This is a genomic window from Burkholderia sp. B21-005 (genome assembly GCF_020843965.1).
In the GTDB taxonomy this organism is placed as follows: domain Bacteria; phylum Pseudomonadota; class Gammaproteobacteria; order Burkholderiales; family Burkholderiaceae; genus Burkholderia; species Burkholderia ambifaria.
The window spans coordinates 299,325-323,709 of sequence record NZ_CP086303.1 but is presented as its reverse complement, the minus strand read 5'-3'; the positions used below and the strand labels follow the sequence as shown (position 1 = coordinate 323,709).

20 protein-coding genes are annotated in these 24,385 nt (G+C 64.7%); 7 read left to right on the top strand and 13 right to left on the bottom strand.

Annotated features, from left to right (window positions below; all coding sequences use genetic code 11):
• Positions 1-168: 168 nt before the first annotated feature.
• From LMA02_RS31970 to LMA02_RS31950, 5 genes are all read left to right on the top strand, one after another.
• A complete protein-coding gene (locus LMA02_RS31970; RefSeq protein WP_228910679.1) occupies positions 169-1,242 on the top strand; it encodes a Dyp-type peroxidase in 1,074 nt (357 codons plus the stop codon).
• Positions 1,235-2,050 carry a family 1 encapsulin nanocompartment shell protein gene (locus LMA02_RS31965; RefSeq protein WP_006755574.1) on the top strand — a complete coding sequence of 272 codons (816 nt, stop codon included), beginning with the start codon at positions 1,235-1,237 and terminating at the stop codon, positions 2,048-2,050. The genes LMA02_RS31970 and LMA02_RS31965 overlap by 8 nt, the downstream gene beginning before the upstream one ends.
• 100 nt (positions 2,051-2,150) lie before the next feature.
• Positions 2,151-2,420, top strand: coding sequence for a hypothetical protein (locus tag LMA02_RS31960; protein WP_228910678.1), 270 nt, complete (start codon positions 2,151-2,153; stop codon positions 2,418-2,420).
• Positions 2,421-3,027: 607 nt separating this feature from the next.
• On the top strand, positions 3,028-5,868 hold the full coding sequence (locus LMA02_RS31955) for an ATP-dependent Clp protease ATP-binding subunit (RefSeq protein WP_228910677.1): 2,841 nt from the start codon (positions 3,028-3,030) through the stop codon (positions 5,866-5,868).
• A gap of 100 nt (positions 5,869-5,968) precedes the next feature.
• Entirely contained in the window at positions 5,969-8,248 is a 2,280-nt protein-coding gene (locus tag LMA02_RS31950) for an FdhF/YdeP family oxidoreductase (RefSeq protein WP_228910676.1), read from the top strand.
• Positions 8,249-8,387: 139 nt separating this feature from the next.
• Here LMA02_RS31950 and LMA02_RS31945 read toward each other — a convergent pair whose 3' ends face one another.
• The gene (locus tag LMA02_RS31945) at positions 8,388-9,809 is read right to left on the bottom strand and encodes a purine-cytosine permease family protein (protein ID WP_228910675.1); all 1,422 of its coding nucleotides are present in this window, start codon (positions 9,807-9,809) and stop codon (positions 8,388-8,390) included.
• Between the two features lie 352 nt (positions 9,810-10,161).
• On the opposite strand from LMA02_RS31945, the gene LMA02_RS31940 reads away from it, so the two are divergent.
• Entirely contained in the window at positions 10,162-11,085 is a 924-nt protein-coding gene (locus LMA02_RS31940) for a LysR family transcriptional regulator (RefSeq protein ID WP_228910674.1), read from the top strand.
• 70 nt (positions 11,086-11,155) lie between these two features.
• Here the strand turns inward: LMA02_RS31940 and argE are convergent, their stop codons facing one another.
• The 6 genes from argE to LMA02_RS31910 form a co-directional block, all read right to left on the bottom strand.
• Entirely contained in the window at positions 11,156-12,319 is a 1,164-nt protein-coding gene (gene argE / locus LMA02_RS31935; protein WP_228910673.1) for an acetylornithine deacetylase, read from the bottom strand.
• A complete protein-coding gene (locus LMA02_RS31930; RefSeq protein WP_228910672.1) occupies positions 12,312-12,989 on the bottom strand; it encodes a DUF1028 domain-containing protein in 678 nt (225 codons plus the stop codon). The genes argE and LMA02_RS31930 overlap by 8 nt, the downstream gene beginning before the upstream one ends.
• An 8-nt stretch (positions 12,990-12,997) precedes the next feature.
• The gene (locus LMA02_RS31925; protein ID WP_228910671.1) at positions 12,998-13,435 is read right to left on the bottom strand and encodes a RidA family protein; all 438 of its coding nucleotides are present in this window, start codon (positions 13,433-13,435) and stop codon (positions 12,998-13,000) included.
• Positions 13,436-13,576: 141 nt separating this feature from the next.
• Positions 13,577-14,923 (bottom strand): flavin-containing monooxygenase, encoded by a 1,347-nt coding sequence (locus LMA02_RS31920; protein ID WP_228910670.1) that lies wholly within the window; start codon positions 14,921-14,923, stop codon positions 13,577-13,579.
• Between the two features lie 227 nt (positions 14,924-15,150).
• A complete protein-coding gene (locus LMA02_RS31915; protein ID WP_228910669.1) occupies positions 15,151-15,549 on the bottom strand; it encodes a PIN domain-containing protein in 399 nt (132 codons plus the stop codon).
• Complete coding sequence (locus LMA02_RS31910) at positions 15,546-15,791, bottom strand: AbrB/MazE/SpoVT family DNA-binding domain-containing protein (RefSeq protein ID WP_006753129.1); 246 nt, start codon at positions 15,789-15,791, stop codon at positions 15,546-15,548. Before LMA02_RS31910 ends, LMA02_RS31915 begins: the two co-directional genes overlap by 4 nt.
• Positions 15,792-16,120: 329 nt before the next feature.
• Between LMA02_RS31910 and LMA02_RS31905 the strand changes: the two genes are divergently transcribed.
• The gene (locus LMA02_RS31905) at positions 16,121-16,276 is read left to right on the top strand and encodes a hypothetical protein (protein WP_228910668.1); all 156 of its coding nucleotides are present in this window, start codon (positions 16,121-16,123) and stop codon (positions 16,274-16,276) included.
• Positions 16,277-16,513: 237 nt separating this feature from the next.
• Here the strand turns inward: LMA02_RS31905 and LMA02_RS31900 are convergent, their stop codons facing one another.
• The 6 genes from LMA02_RS31900 to LMA02_RS35455 form a co-directional block, all read right to left on the bottom strand.
• On the bottom strand, positions 16,514-17,017 hold the full coding sequence (locus LMA02_RS31900; protein WP_228910667.1) for a pentapeptide repeat-containing protein: 504 nt from the start codon (positions 17,015-17,017) through the stop codon (positions 16,514-16,516).
• The gene (locus LMA02_RS31895) at positions 17,014-17,313 is read right to left on the bottom strand and encodes a hypothetical protein (RefSeq protein ID WP_228910666.1); all 300 of its coding nucleotides are present in this window, start codon (positions 17,311-17,313) and stop codon (positions 17,014-17,016) included. Before LMA02_RS31895 ends, LMA02_RS31900 begins: the two co-directional genes overlap by 4 nt.
• Before the next feature lie 11 nt (positions 17,314-17,324).
• A complete protein-coding gene (locus tag LMA02_RS31890) occupies positions 17,325-18,887 on the bottom strand; it encodes a tetratricopeptide repeat protein (RefSeq protein ID WP_228910665.1) in 1,563 nt (520 codons plus the stop codon).
• 107 nt (positions 18,888-18,994) lie between these two features.
• A complete protein-coding gene (locus tag LMA02_RS31885; protein WP_228910664.1) occupies positions 18,995-21,070 on the bottom strand; it encodes a phospholipase D-like domain-containing protein in 2,076 nt (691 codons plus the stop codon).
• Positions 21,071-21,105: 35 nt separating this feature from the next.
• Entirely contained in the window at positions 21,106-22,503 is a 1,398-nt protein-coding gene (locus LMA02_RS35460) for a type VI secretion system Vgr family protein (protein ID WP_416378700.1), read from the bottom strand.
• A 144-nt stretch (positions 22,504-22,647) separates the two neighbouring features.
• On the bottom strand, positions 22,648-23,973 hold the full coding sequence (locus tag LMA02_RS35455; protein ID WP_324251334.1) for a type VI secretion system Vgr family protein: 1,326 nt from the start codon (positions 23,971-23,973) through the stop codon (positions 22,648-22,650).
• Between the last annotated feature and the right edge of the window lie 412 nt (positions 23,974-24,385).

Genomic DNA, 24,385 nt, shown 5'->3' with positions numbered 1-24,385 from the left:
TGCCTGCCTTCCCTTTCGCGCCCGGACGGCAGGCCGCCGCCGCTGCGGCCCGTTGCGCGATGCCCGCGCAACGTCCTTCATCCGCATGTCACAAAGAGAACAGTCGCATGACACAGTCCACCCGTTCGTCTTCGCGCGCCGCGGCATCCGCGGCCCGTCCGTCCCGACATGGCTGACCGGCAGGCCGCGATGCAAACCCGTCCCCCGCTTTCCCAGGCCGTTCACAACCCGATCACGCGCAGCGCGATCTTCCTCGTCGCAACCGTCAACCCCGGCGCCGAGCGTGCCGACACGATCCGCGCGTGGTGCGGCGACATCGCCGCGCTCGTGCGCTCGGTCGGCAAGCGCGTGCCGGGCGGCAACCTGTCCTGCGTATGCGGCTTCGGCTCCGACGCATGGGATGCGCTGTTCGGCGATCCGCGTCCCGCGTCGCTGCATCCGTTCCGCGAATTCGGCGCCGGCCAGCGCGTCGCGGTCGCGACGCCGGGCGACATCCTGCTGCACATTCGCGCCGACGCGATGGACCTGTGCTTCGAACTCGCGACCCAGTTGCTCGCCGCGCTCGGCGACGCGGTCACGGTCGTCGACGAGGTGCACGGCTTCCGCAACTTCGACCAGCGCGCGATGATCGGCTTCGTCGACGGCACCGAGAACCCGGAAGGCCGCGACGCGGTCGACTTCACGGTGATCGGCGACGAGGACGCCGAATTCGCGGGCGGCAGCTACGTGCTCGTGCAGAAGTACCTGCACGACATGGCCGGCTGGAACGCGCTCGCGGTCGAGACGCAGGAGCGCATCATCGGCCGCACCAAGCTGTCCGACATCGAGCTCGCGCCGGACGTGAAGCCGTCGTGCTCGCACAGCTCGCTGACCACGCTCGACGAAAACGGCCAGGAAGTGAAGATCCTGCGCGACAACATGCCGTTCGGGCGCCCCGGTTCCGGCGAATTCGGCACCTATTTCATCGGCTACGCGCGTTCGCCGGCGCCGATCGAACAGATGCTCGAAAACATGTTCGTCGGCCGCCCGCCCGGCAACTACGACCGGCTGCTCGACTACAGCCGCGCGGTCACCGGCTCACTGTTCTTCGTGCCGTCGGCCGACCTGCTCGAAGCGCTCGCCGATCGCGCCGCACCGGCCGACGCTGCCGCCGCCGCGCAGCCGGCCCCCTCATCGCCCGAGTCGCGTCGTGACGGCTCGCTGAATATCGGATCGCTGAAAGGAGCCAAAGCCTATGAATAACCTGCACCGCGAACTCGCGCCGATTGCCTCGTCCGCGTGGGAGCAGATCGAGGAAGAAGTCGCCCGCACCTTCAAGCGCTCGGTGGCCGGACGCCGCGTGGTCGACGTCGAAGGGCCGGCCGGCCCCGAGCTGTCGGCCGTCGGCACCGGGCATCTGCGCGACGTCACCGCGCCGCGCGAGCAGGTGAGCGCACGGCTGCGCGAGGTCCGCAACGTCGTCGAGCTGACGGTGCCGTTCGAGCTGAGCCGCGACGCGATCGACAGCGTCGAGCGCGGCGCGCGCGATGCCGACTGGCAGCCGGCGAAGGACGCCGCGCAGCGCCTGGCATTCGCGGAAGACGGCGCGATCTTCGACGGCTATCTGGCCGCGGACATCGTCGGCATCCGCGAAGGCACGTCGAACCGCAAGCTCACGCTGCCGACCGATGTCAGCGCGTACCCGGACGCGATCAGCGACGCGCTGGAAGCGCTGCGACTCGCCGGCGTCGACGGCCCGTACACGGTCGTGCTCGGCTCGGACGCCTACACGGCGCTCAGCGAAGCGCGCGACCAGGGCTACCCGGTGCTCGGCCACATCAAGCGCATCGTCAGCGGCGAGATCATCTGGGCGCCGGCGATCAGCGGCGGTTGCGTGCTGTCCACCCGCGGCGGAGACTACGAGCTGCACCTCGGCGAAGACGTGTCGATCGGCTATACGAGCCATACTGACAAGGTCGTCCGCCTGTACCTGCGCGAAACGTTCACGTTCCTGATGCTGACGAGCGAGGCATCGGTGGCCGTGGCGCCGCAGGCCAGCACGGCGGCCTGACGGCCTGCCCGCGCGCGATGCCCGCCGGGCGTCGCGCACCCCGGCCGCGTTGCCGGCCGCACGTTCGTCGCCGGCTGAACCCTCCTGCATGGAGCGTGACATGAGCGATTCGAATGAAGCATTGCAGTCACTGCAAGCGTCGGTCGACAGCCTGAAGCAGGCCGTCGACGCGAACGCGAGCCGCCAGACCGGCGATACCGCCGTCCTGTTCACCGTGGTGTCGCTGATGCTGGCTGAACTGCCGCCCGACACCCGCAACCTGATCGAGGATTCGTTCACCGTCTGGGCCAATGGTCTGCAAAATGCGGCACTGTCGACCGACGTGAAGCAGATTGCCCGGCAGCGCCTCGCGATGAAACTCTCCGACTGACGCCGGTTCGCCACGGTTGCGCCTGATCCGGCCCGCACCGTGCAACCCGCCCGCTTCGCCCTCGGCCCCACGCCACGCACTGATTGCGGGGCGTGCGCGGCCCGGCGTAACCCGCCCGCGACCCTCACCGCCCCGCGCGATCGCGCCGCCGCGCGTGCGCCGCGCTTCACCGCGCGCGGCCCTTCCCGTTTGCCGCCTGCCGGCGCCCTGCGCGCCGATGTCGCACCGCGCTTCGCGCGCGTTGCGCGCCGCGCTGTTTCCGGATCCCGCACGCCGCACCCGCATGCGCGCTCGTCTGTACTCCCTGCACCGGGCGCAAGCGTGCATGTGAGGGTGCAATTCCCGGCCGGGCCGGTGCGGAACTGTGTCTTGGAGGCCTTCGGCCAATTCGCTATTTTGAACGCAGTCGAAGTGATGCCGCGGACTGAGCGACGCACCGGTGTTGCCGGTGTCGATCGCGGCCGGCTGCCGTGCCGGCGCGCGCCGTGCGATGGCGCCGGTGCGGCGCGCGCGCCGCCGGTCGAGTCGTGCGGCGGGCACACCCCGGCGCCGTCGCGCATCGGGACTTCCCTTTCGATCCACGTTCATTGACAGGAGTCAGACCACCATGCCCGCACTTTGCGATATCTGTCACGCCCGGCCCGCCGTCGCGCGCGCCACCGTGATGCAGGACGGCGAGCGCAAGACGATCTCGATCTGCGACTACCACTTCCGTCAGCTGATGCGGCATCAGAGCATGCTGAACCCGTTCGATTCGCTGCTGGGTGGCGGTGGGTCCTCGCTGTTCGGCGAGGACGGCGACGCGTCGCCGCTGGCCGCCGAGATTCCGCGCGAATCGGTCGACCCGACCGACGCGTTCAGCGAGCAGACGCTCGAACTGCTGCAGCGCGCGGCCGAGAAGGCCCACGAACTGCGCCGCAGCGAACTCGACACCGAACACCTGCTGTACGCGCTCGCCGATACCGACGTGTGCGCGGCGCTGCTGAAGGAACTGAAGCTGTCGCCGCAGGACTTGAAGTCCTACATCGACGAGCATGCGCACACCGGCACGGCTGCCGCGGACGCGTCGCTCGACAAGCTGTCGATCTCGCCACGCGTGAAGAAGGCCGTGCAGTACGCATTCCAGGCGTCGCGCGATCTCGGCCACTCGTACATCGGCCCCGAGCACCTGCTGATCGGTCTCGCGGCGGTGCCGGACAGCATCGCCGGCACGCTGCTGAAGAAATACGGCGTAACGCCGGAAGCGCTGCGCCAGAAGGTCGTGAAGGTCGTCGGCAAGGGCGCGGAAGACGGCCGCGTCGACGCGCCGACCGGCACGCCGAATCTCGACAAGTTCGGCCGCGACCTAACCGCGATCGCGCGCCAGGGCAAGCTCGACCCGGTGCTCGGCCGCGCGCAGGAAATCGAGAGCACGATCGAAGTGCTCGCGCGCCGCAAGAAGAACAACCCGGTGCTGATCGGCGAGCCCGGAGTCGGCAAGACCGCGATCGTCGAAGGCCTCGCGCAGCGGATCGTCAACGGCGACGTGCCCGAAGTGCTGCGCGGCAAGCGGCTCGTCGAAGTCAACATCAACTCGATGGTGGCCGGCGCGAAGTATCGCGGCGAATTCGAGGAACGCGCGAAGCAGCTGATCGACGAAGTCACGGCCAAGCATGACGAGTTGATCCTCTTCATCGACGAGCTGCATACGATCGTCGGCGCGGGCCAGGGCGGCGGCGAAGGCGGGCTCGACATCGCGAACGTGCTGAAGCCGGCGCTCGCGCGCGGCGAGCTGAGCCTGATCGGCGCGACCACGCTCAACGAATACCAGAAGCACATCGAGAAGGACGCGGCGCTCGAACGGCGCTTCCAGCCGGTGTTCGTGCCGGAGCCGAGCGTCGAGCAGACGATCGTGATCCTGCGCGGGCTGCGCGACAGCCTCGAGGCGCACCACCAGGTCACGTTCGCCGACGACGCGTTCGTCGCGGCCGCCGAGTTCGCCGACCGCTACATCACCGCGCGCTTCCTGCCCGACAAGGCGATCGACCTGATCGACCAGGCCGCCGCGCGCGTACGGATCGGCGCGACCTCGCGCCCCGCCGACATCCAGGAAGACGAAGCGCAGATCGTGCAGCTCAAGCGCGAGCAGGACTACGCAACGTCGCGCAAGCGCTTCGACCAGGCGAAGCAGTTCGAGGAGCAGATCAACGCGAAGCAGAAGTCGCTCGACGAAAAGATGGAGGCGTGGCAGCGCAAGACCGGTTCCGAGACGCTGGAAGTGACCGTCGAATCGGTCGCCGAGGTCGTGTCGCGGCTGACGGGCATTCCGGTGTCCGAGCTCACGCAGGAAGAGCGCCAGAAGCTGCTGAAGATGGAAGAGCAGCTGCGCGAGCGCGTGATCGGCCAGAGCGATGCCGTGGTCGCCGTCAGCGACGCCGTGCGGCTGTCGCGCGCCGGGCTCGGCCAGTCGCACCGGCCGATCGCGACGTTCCTGTTCCTCGGGCCGACCGGCGTCGGCAAGACCGAGCTCGCGAAGGCGCTGGCCGAGACCGTGTTCGGCGACGAGCAGTCGATCATCCGCATCGACATGTCCGAGTATATGGAACGGCACGCGGTCGCGCGGCTGATCGGCGCGCCGCCCGGCTACGTCGGCTACGACGAAGGCGGCCAGCTCACCGAGCGCGTGCGGCGCCGCCCGTACAGCGTGATCCTGCTCGACGAGATCGAGAAGGCGCATCCGGACGTCTACAACGTGCTGCTGCAGGTGTTCGACGACGGCCGCCTGACCGACGGCAAGGGCCGCGTGGTCGACTTCAGCAACACGATCATCATCGCGACGAGCAACCTCGGCGCCGCGATCATCATGGACAACCTCACGCAGCCGGAAGCCGCGCGCAAGACCGACAAGGCGATCCGCGAGCAGCTGATGCAGGTGCTGAAGGGCCATTTCCGCCCCGAGTTCCTGAACCGGATCGACGAGGTGATCGTGTTCCATGCGCTGTCGAAGGAGAACATCCGCTCGATCGTGCAGATCCAGCTCGACCGCGTGGTGCGCACCGCCGCCGCGCAGGACATCACGCTCGTGATGGGCGACGCGCTCGTCGAACACCTGACCGAAGCCGGCTATCAACCGGAATTCGGCGCGCGCGAGCTGAAGCGGCAGGTTCGCCAGATCATCGAGACGAAGCTCGCGAAGGAGATCCTCGCGGACAAGCTGCAGTCCGGCGATCACGTCGAAGTCGATTACGACAAGGCGAGCGACGCGGTGACGTTCAACAAGCTCGCGCGGCCCGACGCCAAGGACGCCAAGGACGCGACCAGGACCGCCGACGGCAAGGCAAAGCCGAACGGCAAGGCGGCGAAGGCAGCGTCCGATGTAAAGGACGACGAAGCGAAGACCGAGACGCCTGCACCGGCAGCCAAGCCATCCGGCAAGAAGTCGTCCGGTGCGAAGAAGGACGCGCAGTAATACCAGGCGGGCCCGGATGCACGGGCCCGCATGCCCCCCAACGCCGCGACGCGGCGCAACCCGAGCCGGCCCGTAGCGGGCCCGGCTGATGGAGATTCACATGACAAATCGACGCGAAGTGCCAGGCATCAGGAAGTACGATGGGCCCGCCGGCGGTTGGGGCGCGCTTCGCGCGACAGCCGAGGCCGTGCGCACGCAGATGGAAACCATCGAGGCGCCGATCGTGCTGATGCGGACCAACCAGCCCGACGGCTTCGACTGTCCCGGCTGCGCGTGGCCCGACAAGGAACACAAGTCGACGTTCCAGTTCTGCGAGAACGGCGCGAAGGCCGTCACGTGGGAAGCGACCACCAAGCGCGTGACGCCCGAGTTCTTCGCGGCGAACCCGGTGTCGTCGCTGCTGCGGATGTCCGACTACGAGCTGGAGAACATGGGCCGGCTCACGCATCCGCTCGTCTACGATCGCGCGACCGACACGTTTCGCGCGGTCGAATGGGACGATGCGTTCGCGCGCATCGGCGAGGTGCTGCGCGCGCTGCCGCCCGAGCAGGTCGAGTTCTACACGTCGGGCCGCGCGTCGAACGAAGCCGCCTACCTGTATCAACTCTTCGCGCGCGAGCTCGGCACCAACAACTTCCCCGACTGCTCGAACATGTGCCACGAGCCGACCAGCGTCGGCCTGCCGCAGTCGATCGGGATCGGCAAGGGCACGGTGTCGCTCGAGGATTTCGACCACTGCGAGCTGATCATCTCGATCGGCCACAACCCCGGTACCAACCATCCGCGGATGATGGGCACGCTGCACGAGTGCTCGCGCCGCAACGTGCCGATCATCGTGTTCAATCCGCTGCGCGAGCGCGCGCTCGAACGCTTCGCGGATCCGCAGGACATGATCGAGATGGCGTCGTTCGGCTCGACGCGCATCGCGTCGACGTACTACCAGCTCGACGCGGGCGGCGACGCGGCCGCGCTGAAGGGCATCATGAAAGCGCTGTTGCAGCTCGAGGCCGAGCGCGGCGACGTGCTCGACAAGGATTTCATCGCGCAGCACACGAGCGGCTTCGACGCGTTCAGCGCCGACCTGGAGGCCACGTCGTGGGACGACATCGAGCGCGCGAGCGGCTTGAGCCAGGCGCAGCTCGAACAGGTCGCGCTCGCGTATGCGAAGTCGAACGCGACGATCATCACGTACGGGATGGGCGTCACGCAGCACAACAAGGGCACCGCCACCGTGCGCCTGATCGCCGACCTGCTGCTGATGCGCGGCAACATCGGCAAGCCCGGCGCCGGCGTGTGCCCGCTGCGCGGCCACTCGAACGTGCAGGGCAACCGCACGGTCGGCATCACCGAGAAGCCGTCGGCCGAGTTCCTGCAGAAGATCGAGGACGTGTGCGGCTTCAAGCCGCCCGCGCAGCACGGGCACGATGCCGTGCAGGCGATGCAGGCGATGATCGACGGCCAGGCCAAGGCGCTGCTGTGCCTCGGCGGCAACTTCGCGGTCGCGCTGCCCGATCCCGAGCAGTCGTTCCCCGCGATGGCGAAGCTCGATCTCAGCGTGCATCTGGGCACGAAGCTGAACCGCTCGCACCTGCTCGTCGCGAAGGAAACCTACATCCTGCCCGTGCTCGGTCGCACCGAGCTCGACATGCAGGCGAGCGGCCGGCAGTCGATCACCGTCGAGGATTCGATGTCGATGGTCCATGCGTCGGCCGGCAAGCTCAAGCCCGCGTCCGACCAGCTGCGCTCCGAGCCCGCGATCGTCGCCGGAATCGCCCACGCGACGCTGCCGGCCAGCAAGGTCGCGTGGCTCGACCTGATCGCCGACTACGACCGCATCCGCGACCTGATCGACCGCACGGTGGCCGGCTTCGAGGCGTTCAACGAGCGCATCCGCACGCCGGGCGGCTTCCGCCTGCCGCTGCCGCCCACCGAGCGCGTATGGCCCACGGCCACCGGCAAGGCGATGTTCTCGATCTACAAGGGCGTGAAGGAAGATGCGGACGTGCTCGGCGCCGAGCAGGTGCTGCGGCTGATCACGCTGCGCAGCCACGATCAGTACAACACGACGATCTATGGGCTCGACGACCGCTATCGCGGCGTGTTCGGACGACGCGACGTGCTGTTCATGAACGCGGCGGACCTCGCGAAGTACGGGCTCGAACACGGCGACCTCGTCGACATCGAGACGGCCACCGCGTCGGGCCGCACGCTGCGCCTCGAGAAGATCACCGCGATCGAGTACGACATCGCGCCGGGATCGGTCGGCGCGTATTACCCGGAAGCGAACGTGCTCGTGCCGCTCGACTACATCGACAAGGAAAGCGGCACGCCGTCGTACAAGTCGGTGCCGGTGCGCGTCGCGCGCTCGGCGGTCGTCTGATCCGCGGGTAAGCAGGCTGGCGACCCAAGGCACGGCACGATACGCCGCGCCTTGATCCCTCCTGCGTTCCCTCTCGCGGCCGCCGCATCGCTACCGATGCGGCGGCCGCTTTCCTTGATCGCGTCGAACGACCATCCGCTTATCGCGCCGCCGACGACGGCAGCTGCGCGCCCGTCTGCCGGCGCCGGTACGCGCTGTCGCGCGTCGCGAGCCAGTAGTACAGCGGCGACGTCAGCACCAGCCCGACGAGCCACGACAGGTCGGCGCCGCCGAGATGCGCGGGAATCGGCCCCGCATACATCGGCGTGTTCATGAACGGAATCTGCACGGCGATCCCGATCGCATACGCGAGCAACGCCTGCGGATTGAAACGGCCGTACACGCCGCCGTCCGCCATGAAGATCGACTGGATGTCGTACTTGCCCTTGTGGATCACGTAGAAGTCGATCAGGTTGATCGCCGTCCAAGGCACCAGCACGACCAGCAGCGCGAGCACGAGATCGATGAGATTGCCGACGAAGTTGGTCGACGCGCCGATCGCCGCATAGCAGCACGCGACGAAGATCACCACCGACACCACCGCGCGCGTCTTCGCGGTCGGAATCCACCGGTAGGCGAAGGTCTGCACCGACGTGATGACCGCGAGCACCGCGCCGTACAGGTTCAGCGCGTTGTGGCTGATCACGCTCAACAGGAACAGCACCAGCATCAGCAGGCCGAGCGGGCCCGTCGCCTGCTTGACCGCGTCCATCGTGTCCGCGCCGGCCGGCACCGCGAGCACCGCGACCGCCCCGAAGGTGAACGCGAGCGTCGAGCCGATCGTGCAGCCGAGATAGGTCGCCCAGAACGTCGACGCGACGCCGACGTCTTCCGGCAGGTAGCGCGAATAGTCCGACACGTACGGCGCGAACGCGATCTGCCACAGCGCGGACAGCGATACCGTCGCGAGCCAGCCCGCGAAGTCGAAACCGCCGCGCGTGAGGAAATCGGCGGTGCTCACGTGCGACAGGATCATCCAGAAGCCGACGAGAATGCCGATGCCGAGCACCCACGTGCCGATCCGGTTCAGGATATGGATGAACCGGTAGCCGACGATCCCGATCAGCCCCGAGCCCACCGCGCCGATCACGATGCCCACCGGCACCGGCACCGACGACGCGATGCCGTGCACCGACTTGCCGGCCAGCACGATGTTCGATGCGAAGAAGCCGACGTACATCACCGCCGCGATCACCGTGACCAGCAGCGCGCCCCACGAGCCGAACTGCGCGCGACTCTGGATCATCTGCGGGATGCCCATCTGCGGCCCCTGCGCCGAATGCAGCGCCATCAGCACGCCGCCGACCGCCTGGCCGACGACGATCGCGACGATCCCCCACATCAGGTTCAGGTGAAAGATCTGCACGCCGAGCGCGCCGGTCACGATCGGTAGCGGCGCGATGTTGCCGCCGAACCAGAGCGTGAACAGGTCGCGCACCTTGCCGTGGCGGTCTGCGGGCGGCACGTAGCCGATCGTGTGTTTCTCTATCATGGGGGACGCGTTGCGATCCGCGGTCGTCATGGCTAAGTCTCCTGTCTGCGCGGCGAGGCGCGCGTGCCGTTTCCGCCGGCGCGCGACGATGCGCGCGCCTGCAATCGGGTCCGGATACGCGGGCAACGGATTGCCGCATGCGGGCGGAGGCGGAGGCCGTGCCCCGCCGGCGCATGCGCGCTTTTGTCGCGATCCGGATTGCAGACGATGGTGCGCCACGCATGCGGCGACCGGAAAATACTAAAAATATTTTCGGGACATACGAAAAAGCTCTGCAGCGGAAATTCCGGCGCCGGGCTTCTTCGGGTAAGGTGCTACGCAAAATGGCGGACAGAACGCGCCCCGCGGCGGCACGCGCGCGGGGCCGGCATCAGAGGTGCTCGTGGCTCACTACACTTTGCGGCAACTGAAATATTTCGTGACGACGGTGGAATCCGGCAGCGTCGCCGAGGCGTCGCGCCAGCTCTTCATCGCGCAGCCGTCGATCTCCAGCGCGATCAAGGGGCTCGAGGAAAGCTTCGGCGTGAAGCTGTTCATCCGTCACCACGCGCAGGGCGTGTCGCTGACGCCGAGCGGCACGCGTTTCTACCGCAAGGCGCAGGAGCTGCTGCGCATCGCGCACGAGTTCGAGCAGAACGCGCTCGCCGACAACGACGTGATCACCGGGCAGATCGACATCGGCTGCTTCGAGACCGTCGCGCCGCTCTATCTGCCGCAGTTGATCGCGGGTTTTCGCGAACGCTATCCGGGCGTCAACATCCGGCTGCGCGACGGCGACCAGCAGGAGCTCGTGCAAGGCCTGACGGCCGGCACCTTCGATCTGGCGTTCCTCTACGACCACGACCTCGACGGCACGATCGAGACCGAGCCGCTGATGCCGGCGCAGCAGCCGTATGTGCTGCTGCCGGAGAACCACCGGTTCGCGGGCCAGTCGCACGTATCGCTGCACGAGCTCAGCGTCGAGCCGATGATCCTGCTCGACGTGCTGCCGAGCCGCACGTATTTCGTCAGCCTGTTTCACGCGCTCGGGCTCACGCCGAACATCGTGTTCGCTTCGCCGTCGATCGAGATGGTGCGCGGGATGGTCGGCCAGGGGTTCGGCTTCTCGCTGCTCGTCACGCGGCCGCATTCCGAATACACGTACGACGGCCGGCGCGTCGTGACGATCGGCCTGAGCGAAACGGTGAGCCCGTCGGGGCTCGTGAGCGCGCGGCTGAAGCGCGGACAGCTCACGAAGCAGGCGCAGTCGTTCGTCGAGTTCTGCCGCGAACGGCTGGCGCAGATCGTCGCGGAATCGGCGCGATAGCAATGAACGAACCGCACGCGCCACCGAACGGCCGCGTGCGGCATGCGGTTGGACGGCAGGATCAGCCGGATTAACCGGCCGAAGCGAGATACGTCGCGAGACGGCCGAGCATCGCGTCGCAGCCGTGCAGCTGTTCGAGCGTGACGAACTCGTCGGGCTTGTGCCCCTGGTCCATGCTGCCCGGCCCGCACACCACCGTTGGAATGCCGGCCTGCCCGAACAGCCCGCCCTCGGTGCCGAATGCGACGGTGCCGAACGCGTCGGAACCGCTCAGCATCGCGAGCAGGCGCGCGGCTTCGCTGTCCGGCGAAGTGGCGAGCCCCGGATACGCGCCGAGCGGCTGCAGACGGATGTCGGTATCGGGCTGCACCGCGCGCATCGTCGGCAACAGTTCGGATTCCGCATAATCCTGCAGCTTCCTCGGCACGTCGTGCGCATCGAACGCGGGCAGCGCCCGCACCTCGAAATCGAACTCGCATTCAGCCGGCACGATGTTCAGCGCGCGGCCGCCCTTGATCAATCCGGTCTGCACGGTCGAGAACGGCGGATCGAAGCGGCTGTCGTGATGCTCCGGCCGCGCGAGCGACGCGCCGATCTCGCCGAGGCGGCCGATCAGCTTCGCCGCGTAGTCGATCGCGTTGACGCCGAGCGGCGCGTACGCCGAGTGGCACGCGGCGCCCTTCACGTGGCAGCGCATCGCGAGCTTGCCCTTGTGACCGAGCACCGGCTTCAGTTCGGTCGGCTCGCCGATCAGGCACAGGCGCGGCCGGTGCTCGCGCGTCGCCAGTGCGTCGAGCATCGGCCGCACGCCGAGACAGCCGACTTCCTCGTCGTACGAGAACGCGAGGTGCACGGGCAGGCTCAACGGCCGTGAGACGAATGCCGGCACGGCCGCGAGCACCGACGCGATGAAGCCTTTCATGTCGGCCGTGCCGCGCCCGTACAGCCGGCCGTCGCGCTCGGTCAGCCGGAACGGCTCGACCGTCCACGCCTGTCCGTCGACCGGCACCACGTCGGTATGGCCCGACAGCGCGATGCCGCCGCGATCGCGCGGCCCGATCGTCGCGTACAGGCTCGCCTTCGTGCGCTCCGCGTTGTAGAACAGCTCGCTCGACACGCCGAAGCCGTCGAGATAGTCGCGGATGAAGTCGATCATCGCGAGGTTCGAATCACGGCTGACCGTCGCGAAGCCGATCAGCCGCGCGAGCAATGCGCGGCTCGACGTGTCACTCATCGCCCGGCACTCCGTAGCTCGGCGCGGCGGTCGGGTTCAGCGCGCGCGTCTGGTAATCCTGCATCTGCGGGCGATAGGCCTGCCACAGCGCGTCCAGCTGCCCGATCGGATCGGCATCGGCCCAGTCGACGCGCAGGTCGACGATCGGCCAGGTCACGTCGCCGGCCACCTTCAGCGCGGCCGAATGCACCGGCCCCGCCTCGCCGCCCGCCGCCATCGCCGCGTGCATCGCGGCCAGCAGGCGATCGGCCAGCAGCCCGGGCGCCTGCTCGAACGCGCGCGCCATCGCATCGATCACGGCCGGCGCGGCCAACAGATTGCCGGCTGCCACGCATTGCTCGCCCTGCACCGCATGGTGCGTGCCGAGCGCCTCCTTGCCGGTGAAGCACGCCGTCTGTCCCTGCCCATCGATCACCGTGACCTGCCGGTACTGGCTCCAGCCGTTCGCGCTGAGCGCGCGGTCGAGCGCGGCGGCCGGCGCGAGCTGCTGGTGCTCGATCAGGTCGAGGATCTGCTGGCCAAGCGCCGGCAGCGTGATGTTCTGCGTCGCGACCGCGCCGACGCCCGCCCGCACCCACGGGCAGCGCGCGCCCACCGCGATGCTCGACGAGCTGATCGCGATCCCGAGCTGACCCGTTTCCGGGCAGCGCCCGACGATGGAGAAAGTCATGTCGCCTCCTAGGCGTGGTTCGGCTGCCAGTTGTCCGGGATCACCGCGATCACATCGATCTCCATCAGCCACTGCGGCTGGCCGAGCGCCGAGACGACGAGCCCCGTCGAGATCGGATAGACACCCTTCAGCCACTTGCCGACTTCCTGGTACACCGGCTCGCGATAGCGCGGGTCGATAAGGTAGGTCGTCGTCTTCACGATGTGCGTGATATCGCTGCCGGCTTCCTCGAGCAGCTGCTTCACGTTCTTCATCGCCTGCTCGGCCTGGGCGCGCGGATCGCCGAGGCCGACCAGCTTGCCGTCGAAATCGGTGCCGACCTGGCCGCGCACGTAGACGGTGTTGCCGGCGCGCACGGCCTGGCACAGGTCGTTGTCGAGTGTCTGGTTCGGGTAGGTATCCTTCGTGTTGAACATGCGGATACGGGTATGGGTAGGCTGGCTCATCGAGGTCCTTCGAAGGTCGGTGTGTGCACCCGTCGCGCCGGACGCGGACGCGGACGCGGTCGCGGTCGCGGTGCGGCGGGTACTGGTGGGTGCTCGTGGGTGCTCGTGGGTGCGGGTCGCGACGCGAATGCCGAATCCGTATCAGCCGATCGCGTCGATCAGCGCTCGCGCGTCGGCCTGCGCCGTGCGTGCCGTGTCGCCGTGCCCGGTGCGCGTTTGCGCGCGGCGTTGCGACGCGTCGTGATAGTCGAGGTACTTGCGCTGCGTGACGATGTGGTCGGCGATGTGTTTCGCGTCGTGCCACACGCCCCAGATGAAGCTGGAGCCGCGTCGCGACAGCCACGGCAGGCCGAGGAAATAGATGCCCGGCTCTTTCGACACGCCGCGCTGATGCTGCGGCTTGCCGTTCGCGGCAAACGCGTCGACGTTCAGCCAGCTGTAGTCGAGCGCGTAGCCCGTCGCCCAGACGATCGATGTGACACCGGCGCCGGCCAGGTCGAGCGCGAGGATCGGCTGCGTGACGCAGTCCGGATTCGGCAGGATGCGGCGCGCTTCGGGTTCCGCGGGCAGGTCGAGGCCGTTGCGCGCCGCATAGGCGTCGGCCGCGTCGAGCAGCGACAGGTAGTTCTCGTCGCCGCGAGCGAGATTGCTCGCGAGATCGCTTTCGAACGTCGCGACGCCGCCGTCGAACGACTTCGTCAGCCCCACGAGCGTCACGCCTTGGTGCGCGAGTGCGCGGAAATCGACCGTATGGCCGCCGCGCGCGCCGCTCACAGCGATCGTCACGTGTTCGCGGCCCGGCGTCGCGATTTCCTTGTCCCATTCGCCGAGCACGCCGAGCCACCAGCAGAAGTCGCGGCCGCGATAGGCGCGCGGCGGGCGATCGTGCGGGCCGACCGACAGGTAAACCTGCCGGCCCGCGCGCTGCAGTTCGTCGGCGATCTGCACGCCCGACGAACCCGCGCCGACCACCAGCACCGCGCCGTCCGACAATTGCGCCGGGTTGCGATAGTCGGCGGAATGGAGCTGCACGAAGCCGGCGTCGTCCGGCGCGATCGGCGGGATGACCGGACGCTGGAACGGCCCCGTCGCGACGACCACGCGGTTCGCCTCGATCGTGCCGTCCGAGGTTTCGACGATGAAGCCCGGCTTGCCTGCGTTGCGCACGACCTGTTTCACTTCGACGCCGGTGCGGATCGGCGCGCCGAACTTGCGTGCGTAGGCTTCGAAGTAGTCGGCGACCTGGTCTTTCGTTGCGAACGCATCGGGATGGAGGCCGTCGAATTCGAGCCCCGGAAAGCGGTCGTGCCACACGGGGCCGTTCGCGACCAGCGAATCCCAGCGCCCGGTGCGCCAGCGCTCGGCAATGCGGTCGCGCTCCAGCACGAGATGCGGCACGCCGAGCTTGCCAAGATGCTCACTCATGGCCACGCCGGCCTGGCCGGCACCGACGACCAGCGTATCGATTGAGGTTGTTTCCACTGCCACGGCTGTCTCCTTGAAGTGCGGCTCGCGGCGATGCTCGTGTCGTCGCGCGAGGGGGAATGGAGACATTCTGCTGACAGGCAGGCTAGGGCGAAACGATCATTTTTGTCGTTGTTGACGAGAAAAAAGCTGGGGGTGGTGAGGCGGGGTTGAAATTGCGAGCGAACAGCCTCCGGGGCGCGTGTGTCCGAAGCGGCCGCGCGCCTTTATGATCTTGTGCAACTGAATGATTACTTGATCAACTGCATCCCTGCGACCTTCGACGCTGTCACATCGAAAGTAGCCGTGTACTCGCTGCCGGCTACATGCCCTGAACGCTCGATCAGGCAGTCCGCGAAATCCGCCTTTGCGGATGCAGCGAAAACGCGAAGTGCCTTTCGCACCGTATCAGCACCTTCAACCATCAATTCCTTGGTGCCGATCATCGAGTCGATGATGTCCTTCATCTGCTCTCGCTCAACGCCGTAGCAGCGCCCGAGTACCCACACGACCTCGACCATTGCGACCTGCGAAACGTACCCCGGCGATTCGGCCGACAGGGACTCCATCAATACCGTCGCCTTCTTCGACTGAACGACGTCGTCCTGGGCAAAGTAGCGGACCAGCACGTTCGTATCCAGTCCGATCATCGTGCGGATGCTCCCTGCTCGGCGATGGCCCGATTCATGTCTTCGATCGACACCGGTTTGGCGGGCTTCTTCACGATGCCCTTGAGCGACGCGAGCGAACGCGTGGCCGGGTAGATCTCATACCGGCCGGTCGTCTCGTTGAAACTGAATTCAATCCGGTCTCCCGACGCAAGGCCAAGCTGATTGCGCACGTCCACAGGGATCGTGACCTGGCCCTTGGAAGTGATAGTTGCTGCTGTCATGGTGATACCTCCGATATTCCTTACTTTAAGGTAAGGCAAACCGAAAAGCAAGGTTGGACCGCACGGCAACGACCGCTGGCATTGGCCAGCCCTGAACCTGCGGCTCGATACAAGCTGGCGACGCAACGCCGCAGGCCGTCGGCGATGCGCGTCGCCTATGCGATGCGCACAGAGACGCCTGATCGTTCCCTTTTTCGATCCCCCGCGCGAGCCTCTTGCCGCGCCGGGCCGCCGGCCCGGCCCCTCGTTGAACCCCGTAGCATCTCGGCGTCGCCCCATCCGGCGCCGTTGCAGCAACCGTTGGAGTGGCGCACGTCGCGCCTGCAAGCATGAAGAAACTGAAGCAGCACATCGTGACCCTGAGCGGGAAAGACCGTACGCCGATGGTACGCGCAGGCGCGCTGCTGTTGATGGCCGGCCTGCTGTACCTGCTGTGGCCATCCACCGAAACCGCCTACCTCGCGATGGAGTCGGTGATCCGCTGACGCGCACGGCCGACACGCAGGCGTTGACCGATAAGCGACACGGGAATGGCCGCATCGTCCGATTCCGTGGACACACGGTGTGTCGCGTTGCACGACATGTTCATGCCGGATGTGCGTCGCGCCCAATCCCTGCTGGCTCAGGGTCCGCGTCAAACACTGGATGAGCACACGACGCTTTGGATGGCGCGCACACGTTGACGGGTGCCGCGACGCACCGGTACCGGACAGGCTCTCGACTCAATGCCCGCCGTTGATTTCCGTATCCTCGAATGCCAGATGCTCGAAATAGCTGCCCGTGAAATCCACATCCAGCCCCTTGAGTCCATGGGCTTCGACCGTGCTTCCCGTACAGTCCAGCACTTGCACCGAATGCCAGGTGTTGTCGTCGAACCGGACGCCGTTCCACTTGCATCCGAGGAATTTCACGCCATTGAAAGTGCTGCCCTGAAAGGCAGCTTCGTCGAAGCTGCAATTGACAAACGTGCATCCGGAAATTGCAATCCCCGAAAAATCGCAACTGGCAAACGTGCAGGCAGAGAACCGACAACCGGTCCAGCCGGCCTGCTGGAATGAAGTGCCGGTGAAACTGCTGCCGCTGAAGTGACTGCCGGCGAATTGCGCAAGACCGAGATCCAGGCCGGCATAGGCCGAACTGTCCGTCTGACCAGACAGTCCTGCCGGCATACCGCCCGCACCCTTGCGCCACAGGTCGTGCTTGTAGATGATTTCAGAACTGCTCATGAGTCTGCATCTCGATGCGCGGAAGCAGACGATTCGCCTTCGCCCTTGTCCTCCGCCTGCTCGTCATCGTCGTCGGACGCCGCGGAGTCGCGGCTGGCGTACCAGGCGACCAGGCCGCCCAATGCAATCAGCGAACCGAGGAACAGAAAATTCTCGATCGCAAAATCGCTGACATCATGCGAACCATAGCTGCCTCCGCTGACCTGAGACACCGCCCCCAGGGACGCGATGACAGCCCAGGCAACCAGTATCAAGCCCCCCGCCACTACGATCATGGCCATTGTCGACTTGCGCATCCTTCTCTCCGTCAGGCGTTGCCGGACGCGTTGCCGACACTGACTTCCGGCAGTTTCGCGAATCCGAGGCGATTGGCTTCGTTCCACCACGTCCAGGTGACATCCGTCGGCGATATATCCAGATGCATGTCCCGCGGATCAGGGAACGCATCACCCTGTGCGACATAGGCCTGGCGGTACCACTGATTGAACGTCGCGGCCCGAGGATGGTTCTCTGTCACACTGGCCTGCCAGATGCCCGTCACCGGGCACGCGCGCGTGCCCCGACACTGGACCACGGGATCGGGATATTCCGCGGCGCGCGCGATGCCCTGCGTCACGCGGGGTTCCGATCCCGCTTGTTGTACTGCCATCGGAATCGCGTCGCCGATGTAATGAAAGAAGATACGGCCGTCCTCCAGAACAAGACCGGGGCGGCTCCGATCGAATAGTTCGTCCTTGCTGTAGTGCATCGGCGCCTGCGCCAGATTCCAGGCGAAATGACGTTCGGCAGTCGGATACTTGAGCTGCGCAAGCCAGTAGCCACCGACCGGAGCAGCGGTGGTTTCCGCCTGCGGAGGCACGGTGATGGGCGGCTTCTCCGGCAACATGTAGCCATCGGGCACATGCGCACGACCGGTACGCAGCGAGACCGGATGCATGGCGGGTTTCGAAGGCGACGCGGGCACCGACATCACGGCCTTCGCCGCATTGATCAGCGTTTCCTTGTTGCCGTCCCACTTGGGCAATCTGGACGGTGGCAACGGCAACACCTTGTCCAGGTTGGGCAGACGAAGGTCCGGATCGCGCTCGAGGCGGTCGGCGAGAACGCTGTAACGCTCGGCACGCGCCCGATCCTTTGCATTGCCTGCTACTGGATCGCCGTCATCGAACGCGCCGAACAAATAACCCGCACTTTTGGCGCTGCCGTACTTCACACCTTCATGCAAGATTTTGAGGGCTCGCTCGTTGTCTTCGCCAAGCGACTTGTCGGAACCAACAAGTGTCGTTCCGAGTGCATATGCGGCATCGCCATTACCTTGGGCAAATCCACACTCGAGCATTTTGAGTGCAATCTTGCGGTTGCCCCAAAAACCGGCTTTCGGATCATCATAGACCGCATCGAGCTTGCTGCCCAAATAAGCCATGGCGCTCGGGCTTCCCTTGTCAGCCGCGAGTTGCCAGAATGCGTACGCACGACTGGCATCCTGCTTTACCCCAGTCCCGTTCATGTAGTACGTCCCCATCAAATCGTACGCAGCCGGGATGCCCAACTTCATGGCTTGCTCGGTGATTTGCACGGCGCGCTCGGTATTGCGATCCACGCCCGACCCCTGGGCATAGGCATTCGCGAGGTTCAGCATTGCCTTCCAGTGCTTGCGTTCGGCGGCCTTGCTCCACAGCGCAACAGCACCGGCGTAGTCACGCTGGTTCGGCCATAACGATGCGCTTGTCATCGTCAGCGCCTGCTGATTCCAGCGGTCCGCCTCTGGATCAACTGCCGGAACCACGGATGCTTCATGCACGCAAACAAACATCTCGCGATGCGGATTGAAAGCGTCGAGCGACATGTTTCGCGGAAGGGAATCGTTCATTGAGCAAGCGGTACAAGCAAAGAACAGAAAGAGAGAAAACACACCTGCCAGGCGCATACGTTTGGATATTGTCGAAGTCATCGGAACTCGCATGATCTGAAAGCGCACTAGGCCAGCCGAACGCTTGATGTGCGTTCGTCGTGAAATGGCATTAGAAAGCCCACCGGTTCGAGACCACGCTTCCTCTGAATTGCGTTGGTATCCATGAGCTTTTGCCACTTCAGGAACGTTTCCTTGATGGCGATAGGACTGCCGTCGCTACCGTCATGCTTGCCTCCGGTATGCAGCTTCCAGACTCGCTTCCGCAAATCGGTGCTCTTGGCACGATCATCGCTGCCTACGTTGATCTCCGCGTCCACCGCCATACTTCGCAAATTCAGGTTGGCACTGCCCAGCGTGAAGAAACTATCGTCGATCAGCAGCAGTTTGCTGTGGATGTAAATCTCGCGGTACCGCGCTGCAATCGCTTGCGTCGGCAACGGCAGCATCGGCGCCAGATCCGGGTCTGGCAACTCGCCCTTTGCTTGCTGCTTTTTGACATATTCGTCCCAACGAGCCTGCTGCTTCACCGTCTCGGTGCTCAACTTGGAATTGCGCCAGTCGCGATCAAAGGTCCAAAGGCTCCCTACCAGCGCGCGGATACCCATTTGGTCCAGCGATTGCGCAAGTGACGCCTTGTCGCCGAGATCCTTGGCACTTTGCGCCGCCGGTGAGAGCGGTGCCGGATAAAGATCGTAGTCGAGGCTCGCACCGCTCGCCTTCTGCCGCTTGACATAGGCATCCCAGGTCACCTGTTGCTGGCGGTTGCGCGCGAGTTCGTCTTCTACTGCCTTGTCTTGATTGGGCATCGACGTGCCATGACCCAGAACCTTCACCGTGTCGTGCGTACGCGGCACCATTTGTGTTCGCTCAGGCGTGGGAATGACAACCATCACGTGCAAGTTAGGTATGTCGTTCGGACTCTTGCCAGCTGCCTGACTGCACGACAGAAACTGTGTTCGCAATTCCTTCAGCTTCTTCGGCCACTCGGTATATTGGAAATACTGGTTCTCGACGTAGATATAGCTGCGTGCAAAGGACGTGGCCTGCTCATACAAGGCCTTGATGGATTTGTCCTTTTCTTCGGGCTGAGTGCGCACGACCTGCGCCCGCTGGCACGGTGTGCCGAGATTTTGCGTCAATCCCGGCGGTACCTTTTTGAAATCGTGCGTTCGCGATACGTTCGCACCTTTGCCCTTGGCGCGGTTCCACGCATCGATGAAGTTCTTGCTGACCGCCACCAGCGCTTCGCCTCGAATACGGCTCGCGTAATCCTGATATGGCTTCAGGCCAGGCTGCACGTCATTGGCACCCTCCCATGACTCTCCTCGGCGTGGATCGTTGAAGAGGTGCTGCTGCGTATCCCAGTAGTCCGTCACGCTGTTCAGCCCCATCACATAACCGACTGCGTGCGCACCACCTTCGTATTCGTAGTCGATCAGGATGGTCTTCTGATGGTCGGTGGCCACTTTCTCCAGCCCCAGCACTTCGGTGAAGTCGCGCTTCCCAGGCTCGCCTGCGAGACTGTCATGAACCGCCTTGCTGCTGCCATCCCGCGTCCGAATCGACAGATTGGCCAGCCGACCCGCAAACGCGTCGTCGTACCAGCGCGCATTGAAATCCTCGCGCCGCTCCTGCGGTGTCTGCGGTTGAGGTGGCTTGCCGGTCTGTAAATAGATGCCGCCGCCCGCACCGACCATCATGGCCATCTTTTCTTCGTAGTTCAAACGACCACTGCTGTGTCCCGGCATGTTGTTCGAACCAAGACTTCCGATAAACCCGTACCACGACAGCAAGCGAACCTGAACCGGTTTGCCATTGTTGAATTTTCCCGCGGCCACATCGCGCAGCAACCCGCCCCAGGTATCTCCTCGCGGCCACACCGATCCATTCCGGATCAGTTCCATGCCCGGATCGAAACCCCAACAGATGATTTCCACGCTGTGCTTGGCCGCCTTCAAATCGGCTGCGATCTGTTTGAACGCATCCTCGCCGCAAATGAACACGTCGAGATTGTTCTTCTCATACGGCGGTGCATAGTAGGTCTCATTCTTCTCCAGAAACCACTGCGCACTGGCGACCGATTGACGTGTAGAAACGTCGACCGGCGCCTTCGATTTGTTTTGGGTATTGGTATCGGACATCAAATTTCTCGTCGAAAACCGCGGAGAATCAGGCGTCAGCCCTGTGCGTGGCGCTGGCGCGATTCAGGATCATCATCAACGGCCCGCCATCCCTCGGCAGCCAATTGATCATCGTCGGTCAACGCCCCCTCCATCACCGGCACATCGATTTCGTGGCCGTTGTGAAGCTTGACCCTATACGAAGACGTGCCCTTCTGGTGATTGGCAATGATCAACTGACCGTGCTCGTCCGTTACACCGTCCGCAATCTTGGCTGTTCCTTTGTAAAGGGTATACGGCTCATAGGCAAGCGGCCGACCGCCATCGGGATGCGAACGAAGGACCACGGCAAGACTTTCCTTTTGCTCCAGTTCCTTGAACGAAACGGGATCGGGCGCCTTCACCGGCTTGTTGTCCGGCCCGACGAGGCTATGCGACGCCGCGTGCTCGCGCCAAACGCCGCTCGTTCCATGTACCACGCCGCTTCCGTTCCACTGGCTGTAGCTGGATCCGCCATTGATCGACGCTTCGTCGCTCGCCTGCGTACTGACTTTCGGCGAGCGGAACACGATCTCTTCACCGGCCTCGAGAATGATGCGCTTGGCAGCTTTGACGATGACGTCTTCCTTGTGCGCCTCGATCCGAAGCTTGCCATCCGCCGTGACCAGTTTCATGCCCTTGGCCGCGAAGGCGCTCATCCAGTCCCCGACCCGTATCAGCAACCGACGTCCCGCACTGATCTGCGTATTGCCCGAGCTCACGGCATCGATGGTCGTCTGCGCACCGAGCACCATCGCGTCCTGACTGACCACGGTCACGCCGGCCGGCCCCTCGATGGCAACCATTGGTGCGCCACCCGTGCCACCGCCCTGGTTGACGTTGCTACCTGCATCCCAACTCTTGATCTGCGACGCGATCTTCTCGATACGCGCGAGGTCGGTATTGTCTGCATCATGAGCGGCGGACGCGTCGCCAAGGTTCTGAACCAGCTCCTGCAATTGCTCGATCAACGTCTGCAACGCCGTACGCTCGAGCATCTTGCCTTCGGCACGCCCCTGCTGTTGAGCCGTCACGTACACGCCTTTCGCGGCACGAACGACGGCCTGGGCGTCGGTTCTTGCCTCCAGGCCGTCACCGCGAGGTGCGCCCTGACCACCATCGCGAGGCTCCGTCAGGTAGCCGAGGTTCAACTGCGTATAGGTGTGCTCGCTGGCAAGCTGGCTGCTGATCTGGCCGGGCGTATCGTCGAAGCGCAACTGGTTATATCGATCCGCCTTGACTTCCTTGGTCTTGATGCCGGACAGATATCGATTGCCCGGAAGCGAGCCCGTGTGGCTGAAGGTGGTCGGCATGTTGGGACCGCTGTGCAGCACGCCCGTCACGATCATCTTGTCCGGATCGCCGTGCAAATGGTCGACCAGCACTTCCATGCCGGCGCGCGGCAACATGTCCATCCCGTAGTTCGGGCCCGCCCATGGACTGACCCATCTTACCCACGCGCTGTCACGCTCGGTTCCGCTAGCGCCGGCACCGTGCGCATGTGCATGGTCATCGGCTCGCAAACCAAGAATCTGCACCTTGATGCGGCCGAGTTCATCTCAATGGACTTCTTCACCGTCCTGGCCGACCACCTTGGCGGTAAATGGATGCACGGGCGGCAGATCGACACGCGGATCGTAGGCTGGCGTCAGCGGCACGCCGCGGCGAACGCATATGAACGTATTCTCGTAGCGGACGCCGACCCCGTCCTGAGCCGGCAACGCATCGAAGCTCCAGCGGCTCGCCGCGAACAATGCCTGAGCCCGCTCGTCCAGCGCCTTGGAGAAATTGTTGGTGGCCCGATGGTGAAGGCTGGTAACGACGAATTGGCGCTGTTCCTCCGGCCGTGTGTCGACCTCTGGATGCCCCTGCAGCGTGAACCAGCAACCTGGCGACACATCGCGGACATCGCTGGACGCATATACGCATTCGGCGCGATGTTCGTGCGCGAGAATGCGTGCCTTCGCCAAGCGCTCCTGATCGGCATCGGAATCGCCCACATGCGGGACGTCGATGACCGAATCGGCCAGCAACTTCGCAAGATCGTTTCCGGCCTCGCCCTGATCGACGATCGTCTCCTGCTCGGACTGAAGCATCCTGCCGGTCTTGTAATCCCAACTGGCGCGTCGGACGCTTCCAGGCGTCAGCACACGAGCAGTGGACCACAGCGAGACCGAATCACGCTCCCTCGACTGCGCACCTCGATGGTAGGAAACGCTGCCCGCGAGGGCCTGCGGCAATTTCGTCGGATCGTCACAGAACACGATTGTATGGACCGGCGTATCGGTTGCCGCGCCATCATGTTTGCCGGCCCGGGCGTACCAGAAAATGCCGTCGCGCCGACATAGTCGGCGGATAAAGGCCGCATCCGACTCATCCGCCTGGCGGGACTGCTCGCGCTTCGGATATTGCTTGCGATCGAGGATGAGCTCGAAATCGAACGCCTGCGCCAACGCTGAACTGCGTTGCTGCCATTCCTGCAGCAGCGTTTCCAGGATGTCCGGGACACTCATCGAACGGAACGTTCTGCTGTTGACGCGCTGCTCAAGGATGCTGAGCGCATCTCGCAACGTTAGCTGGACACATGTGAGAGAGCCGTCCGATTGGCCGGCGCGTACGTCGGTAATGATCCCGTTGATCGGATACGGCTCGCCTCTATCCGTTATCAGTTGAACTGATAGCGGTAGCCCCAAAAAAGTAGCGAGTGGAAGATCCGGACGTGAAGACAGACAGGTTAAGTGCCCTTCGATGCCGGTGCACAGGCCCTCCGTCAAATCGATGTTCTGTGGCACGAGGACATGCGCGAGCGCGTCTTGATGACGGCCCCAGTGAAACCTGATCGCACGATTGTTCTGATCGAGCGCGCTAACGAAGGCGCGCAGCATTTCGGTCACGTTCACTTGTCGAGGGGTATTCGGCAACGGCGCTCTCAGATCGCCACGTCACCTGCATGCTTATCTTAATTGTTTAGCTTTTGATTTTAAATGCAAAGTTCACACAAAAACAATCTCGTTATGATAATCGCGATGCAGTGACGTGATGGCGCGCCGAATACACCTGAATCGACGCATCGTCCACGAGGGATTTCGGTACAAAATCACTTCAAGTCGTTGATTTTATTAAATTCTCACATTTCCCAACACACGATTGCAATCGGCCCCGCCGTGCCAGCACTTTCCTGGGATCCGACAATTCTTGACTGTGCGCACGCGCCCGAACTGGTACGATGCGCGTCGTCTCGTCCTACGCGATGCGCCCACAGGACGCCTGATCGTTCCCTTTTTCGATCCCCCGCCG

What these genes read in the sequence shown, in the direction of transcription:
- LMA02_RS35455 (WP_324251334.1), bottom strand. Translation starts at nt 23,973, where the DNA reads ATGCTGCGCGCCTTCGTTAGCGCGCTCGATCAGAACAATCGTGCGATC.
- LMA02_RS31970 (WP_228910679.1), top strand. Translation starts at nt 169, where the DNA reads ATGGCTGACCGGCAGGCCGCGATGCAAACCCGTCCCCCGCTTTCCCAG.
- LMA02_RS31925 (WP_228910671.1), bottom strand. Translation starts at nt 13,435, where the DNA reads ATGAGCCAGCCTACCCATACCCGTATCCGCATGTTCAACACGAAGGAT.
- LMA02_RS31915 (WP_228910669.1), bottom strand. Translation starts at nt 15,549, where the DNA reads ATGATCGGACTGGATACGAACGTGCTGGTCCGCTACTTTGCCCAGGAC.
- LMA02_RS31890 (WP_228910665.1), bottom strand. Translation starts at nt 18,887, where the DNA reads ATGAACGATTCCCTTCCGCGAAACATGTCGCTCGACGCTTTCAATCCG.
- LMA02_RS31955 (WP_228910677.1), top strand. Translation starts at nt 3,028, where the DNA reads ATGCCCGCACTTTGCGATATCTGTCACGCCCGGCCCGCCGTCGCGCGC.
- LMA02_RS31910 (WP_006753129.1), bottom strand. Translation starts at nt 15,791, where the DNA reads ATGACAGCAGCAACTATCACTTCCAAGGGCCAGGTCACGATCCCTGTG.
- LMA02_RS31895 (WP_228910666.1), bottom strand. Translation starts at nt 17,313, where the DNA reads ATGCGCAAGTCGACAATGGCCATGATCGTAGTGGCGGGGGGCTTGATA.
- LMA02_RS31960 (WP_228910678.1), top strand. Translation starts at nt 2,151, where the DNA reads ATGAGCGATTCGAATGAAGCATTGCAGTCACTGCAAGCGTCGGTCGAC.
- LMA02_RS31900 (WP_228910667.1), bottom strand. Translation starts at nt 17,017, where the DNA reads ATGAGCAGTTCTGAAATCATCTACAAGCACGACCTGTGGCGCAAGGGT.
- LMA02_RS31885 (WP_228910664.1), bottom strand. Translation starts at nt 21,070, where the DNA reads ATGTCCGATACCAATACCCAAAACAAATCGAAGGCGCCGGTCGACGTT.
- LMA02_RS31945 (WP_228910675.1), bottom strand. Translation starts at nt 9,809, where the DNA reads ATGACGACCGCGGATCGCAACGCGTCCCCCATGATAGAGAAACACACG.
- LMA02_RS31950 (WP_228910676.1), top strand. Translation starts at nt 5,969, where the DNA reads ATGACAAATCGACGCGAAGTGCCAGGCATCAGGAAGTACGATGGGCCC.
- LMA02_RS31930 (WP_228910672.1), bottom strand. Translation starts at nt 12,989, where the DNA reads ATGACTTTCTCCATCGTCGGGCGCTGCCCGGAAACGGGTCAGCTCGGG.
- LMA02_RS35460 (WP_416378700.1), bottom strand. Translation starts at nt 22,503, where the DNA reads ATGGACATGTTGCCGCGCGCCGGCATGGAAGTGCTGGTCGACCATTTG.
- LMA02_RS31905 (WP_228910668.1), top strand. Translation starts at nt 16,121, where the DNA reads ATGAAGAAACTGAAGCAGCACATCGTGACCCTGAGCGGGAAAGACCGT.
- LMA02_RS31965 (WP_006755574.1), top strand. Translation starts at nt 1,235, where the DNA reads ATGAATAACCTGCACCGCGAACTCGCGCCGATTGCCTCGTCCGCGTGG.
- argE (WP_228910673.1), bottom strand. Translation starts at nt 12,319, where the DNA reads ATGAGTGACACGTCGAGCCGCGCATTGCTCGCGCGGCTGATCGGCTTC.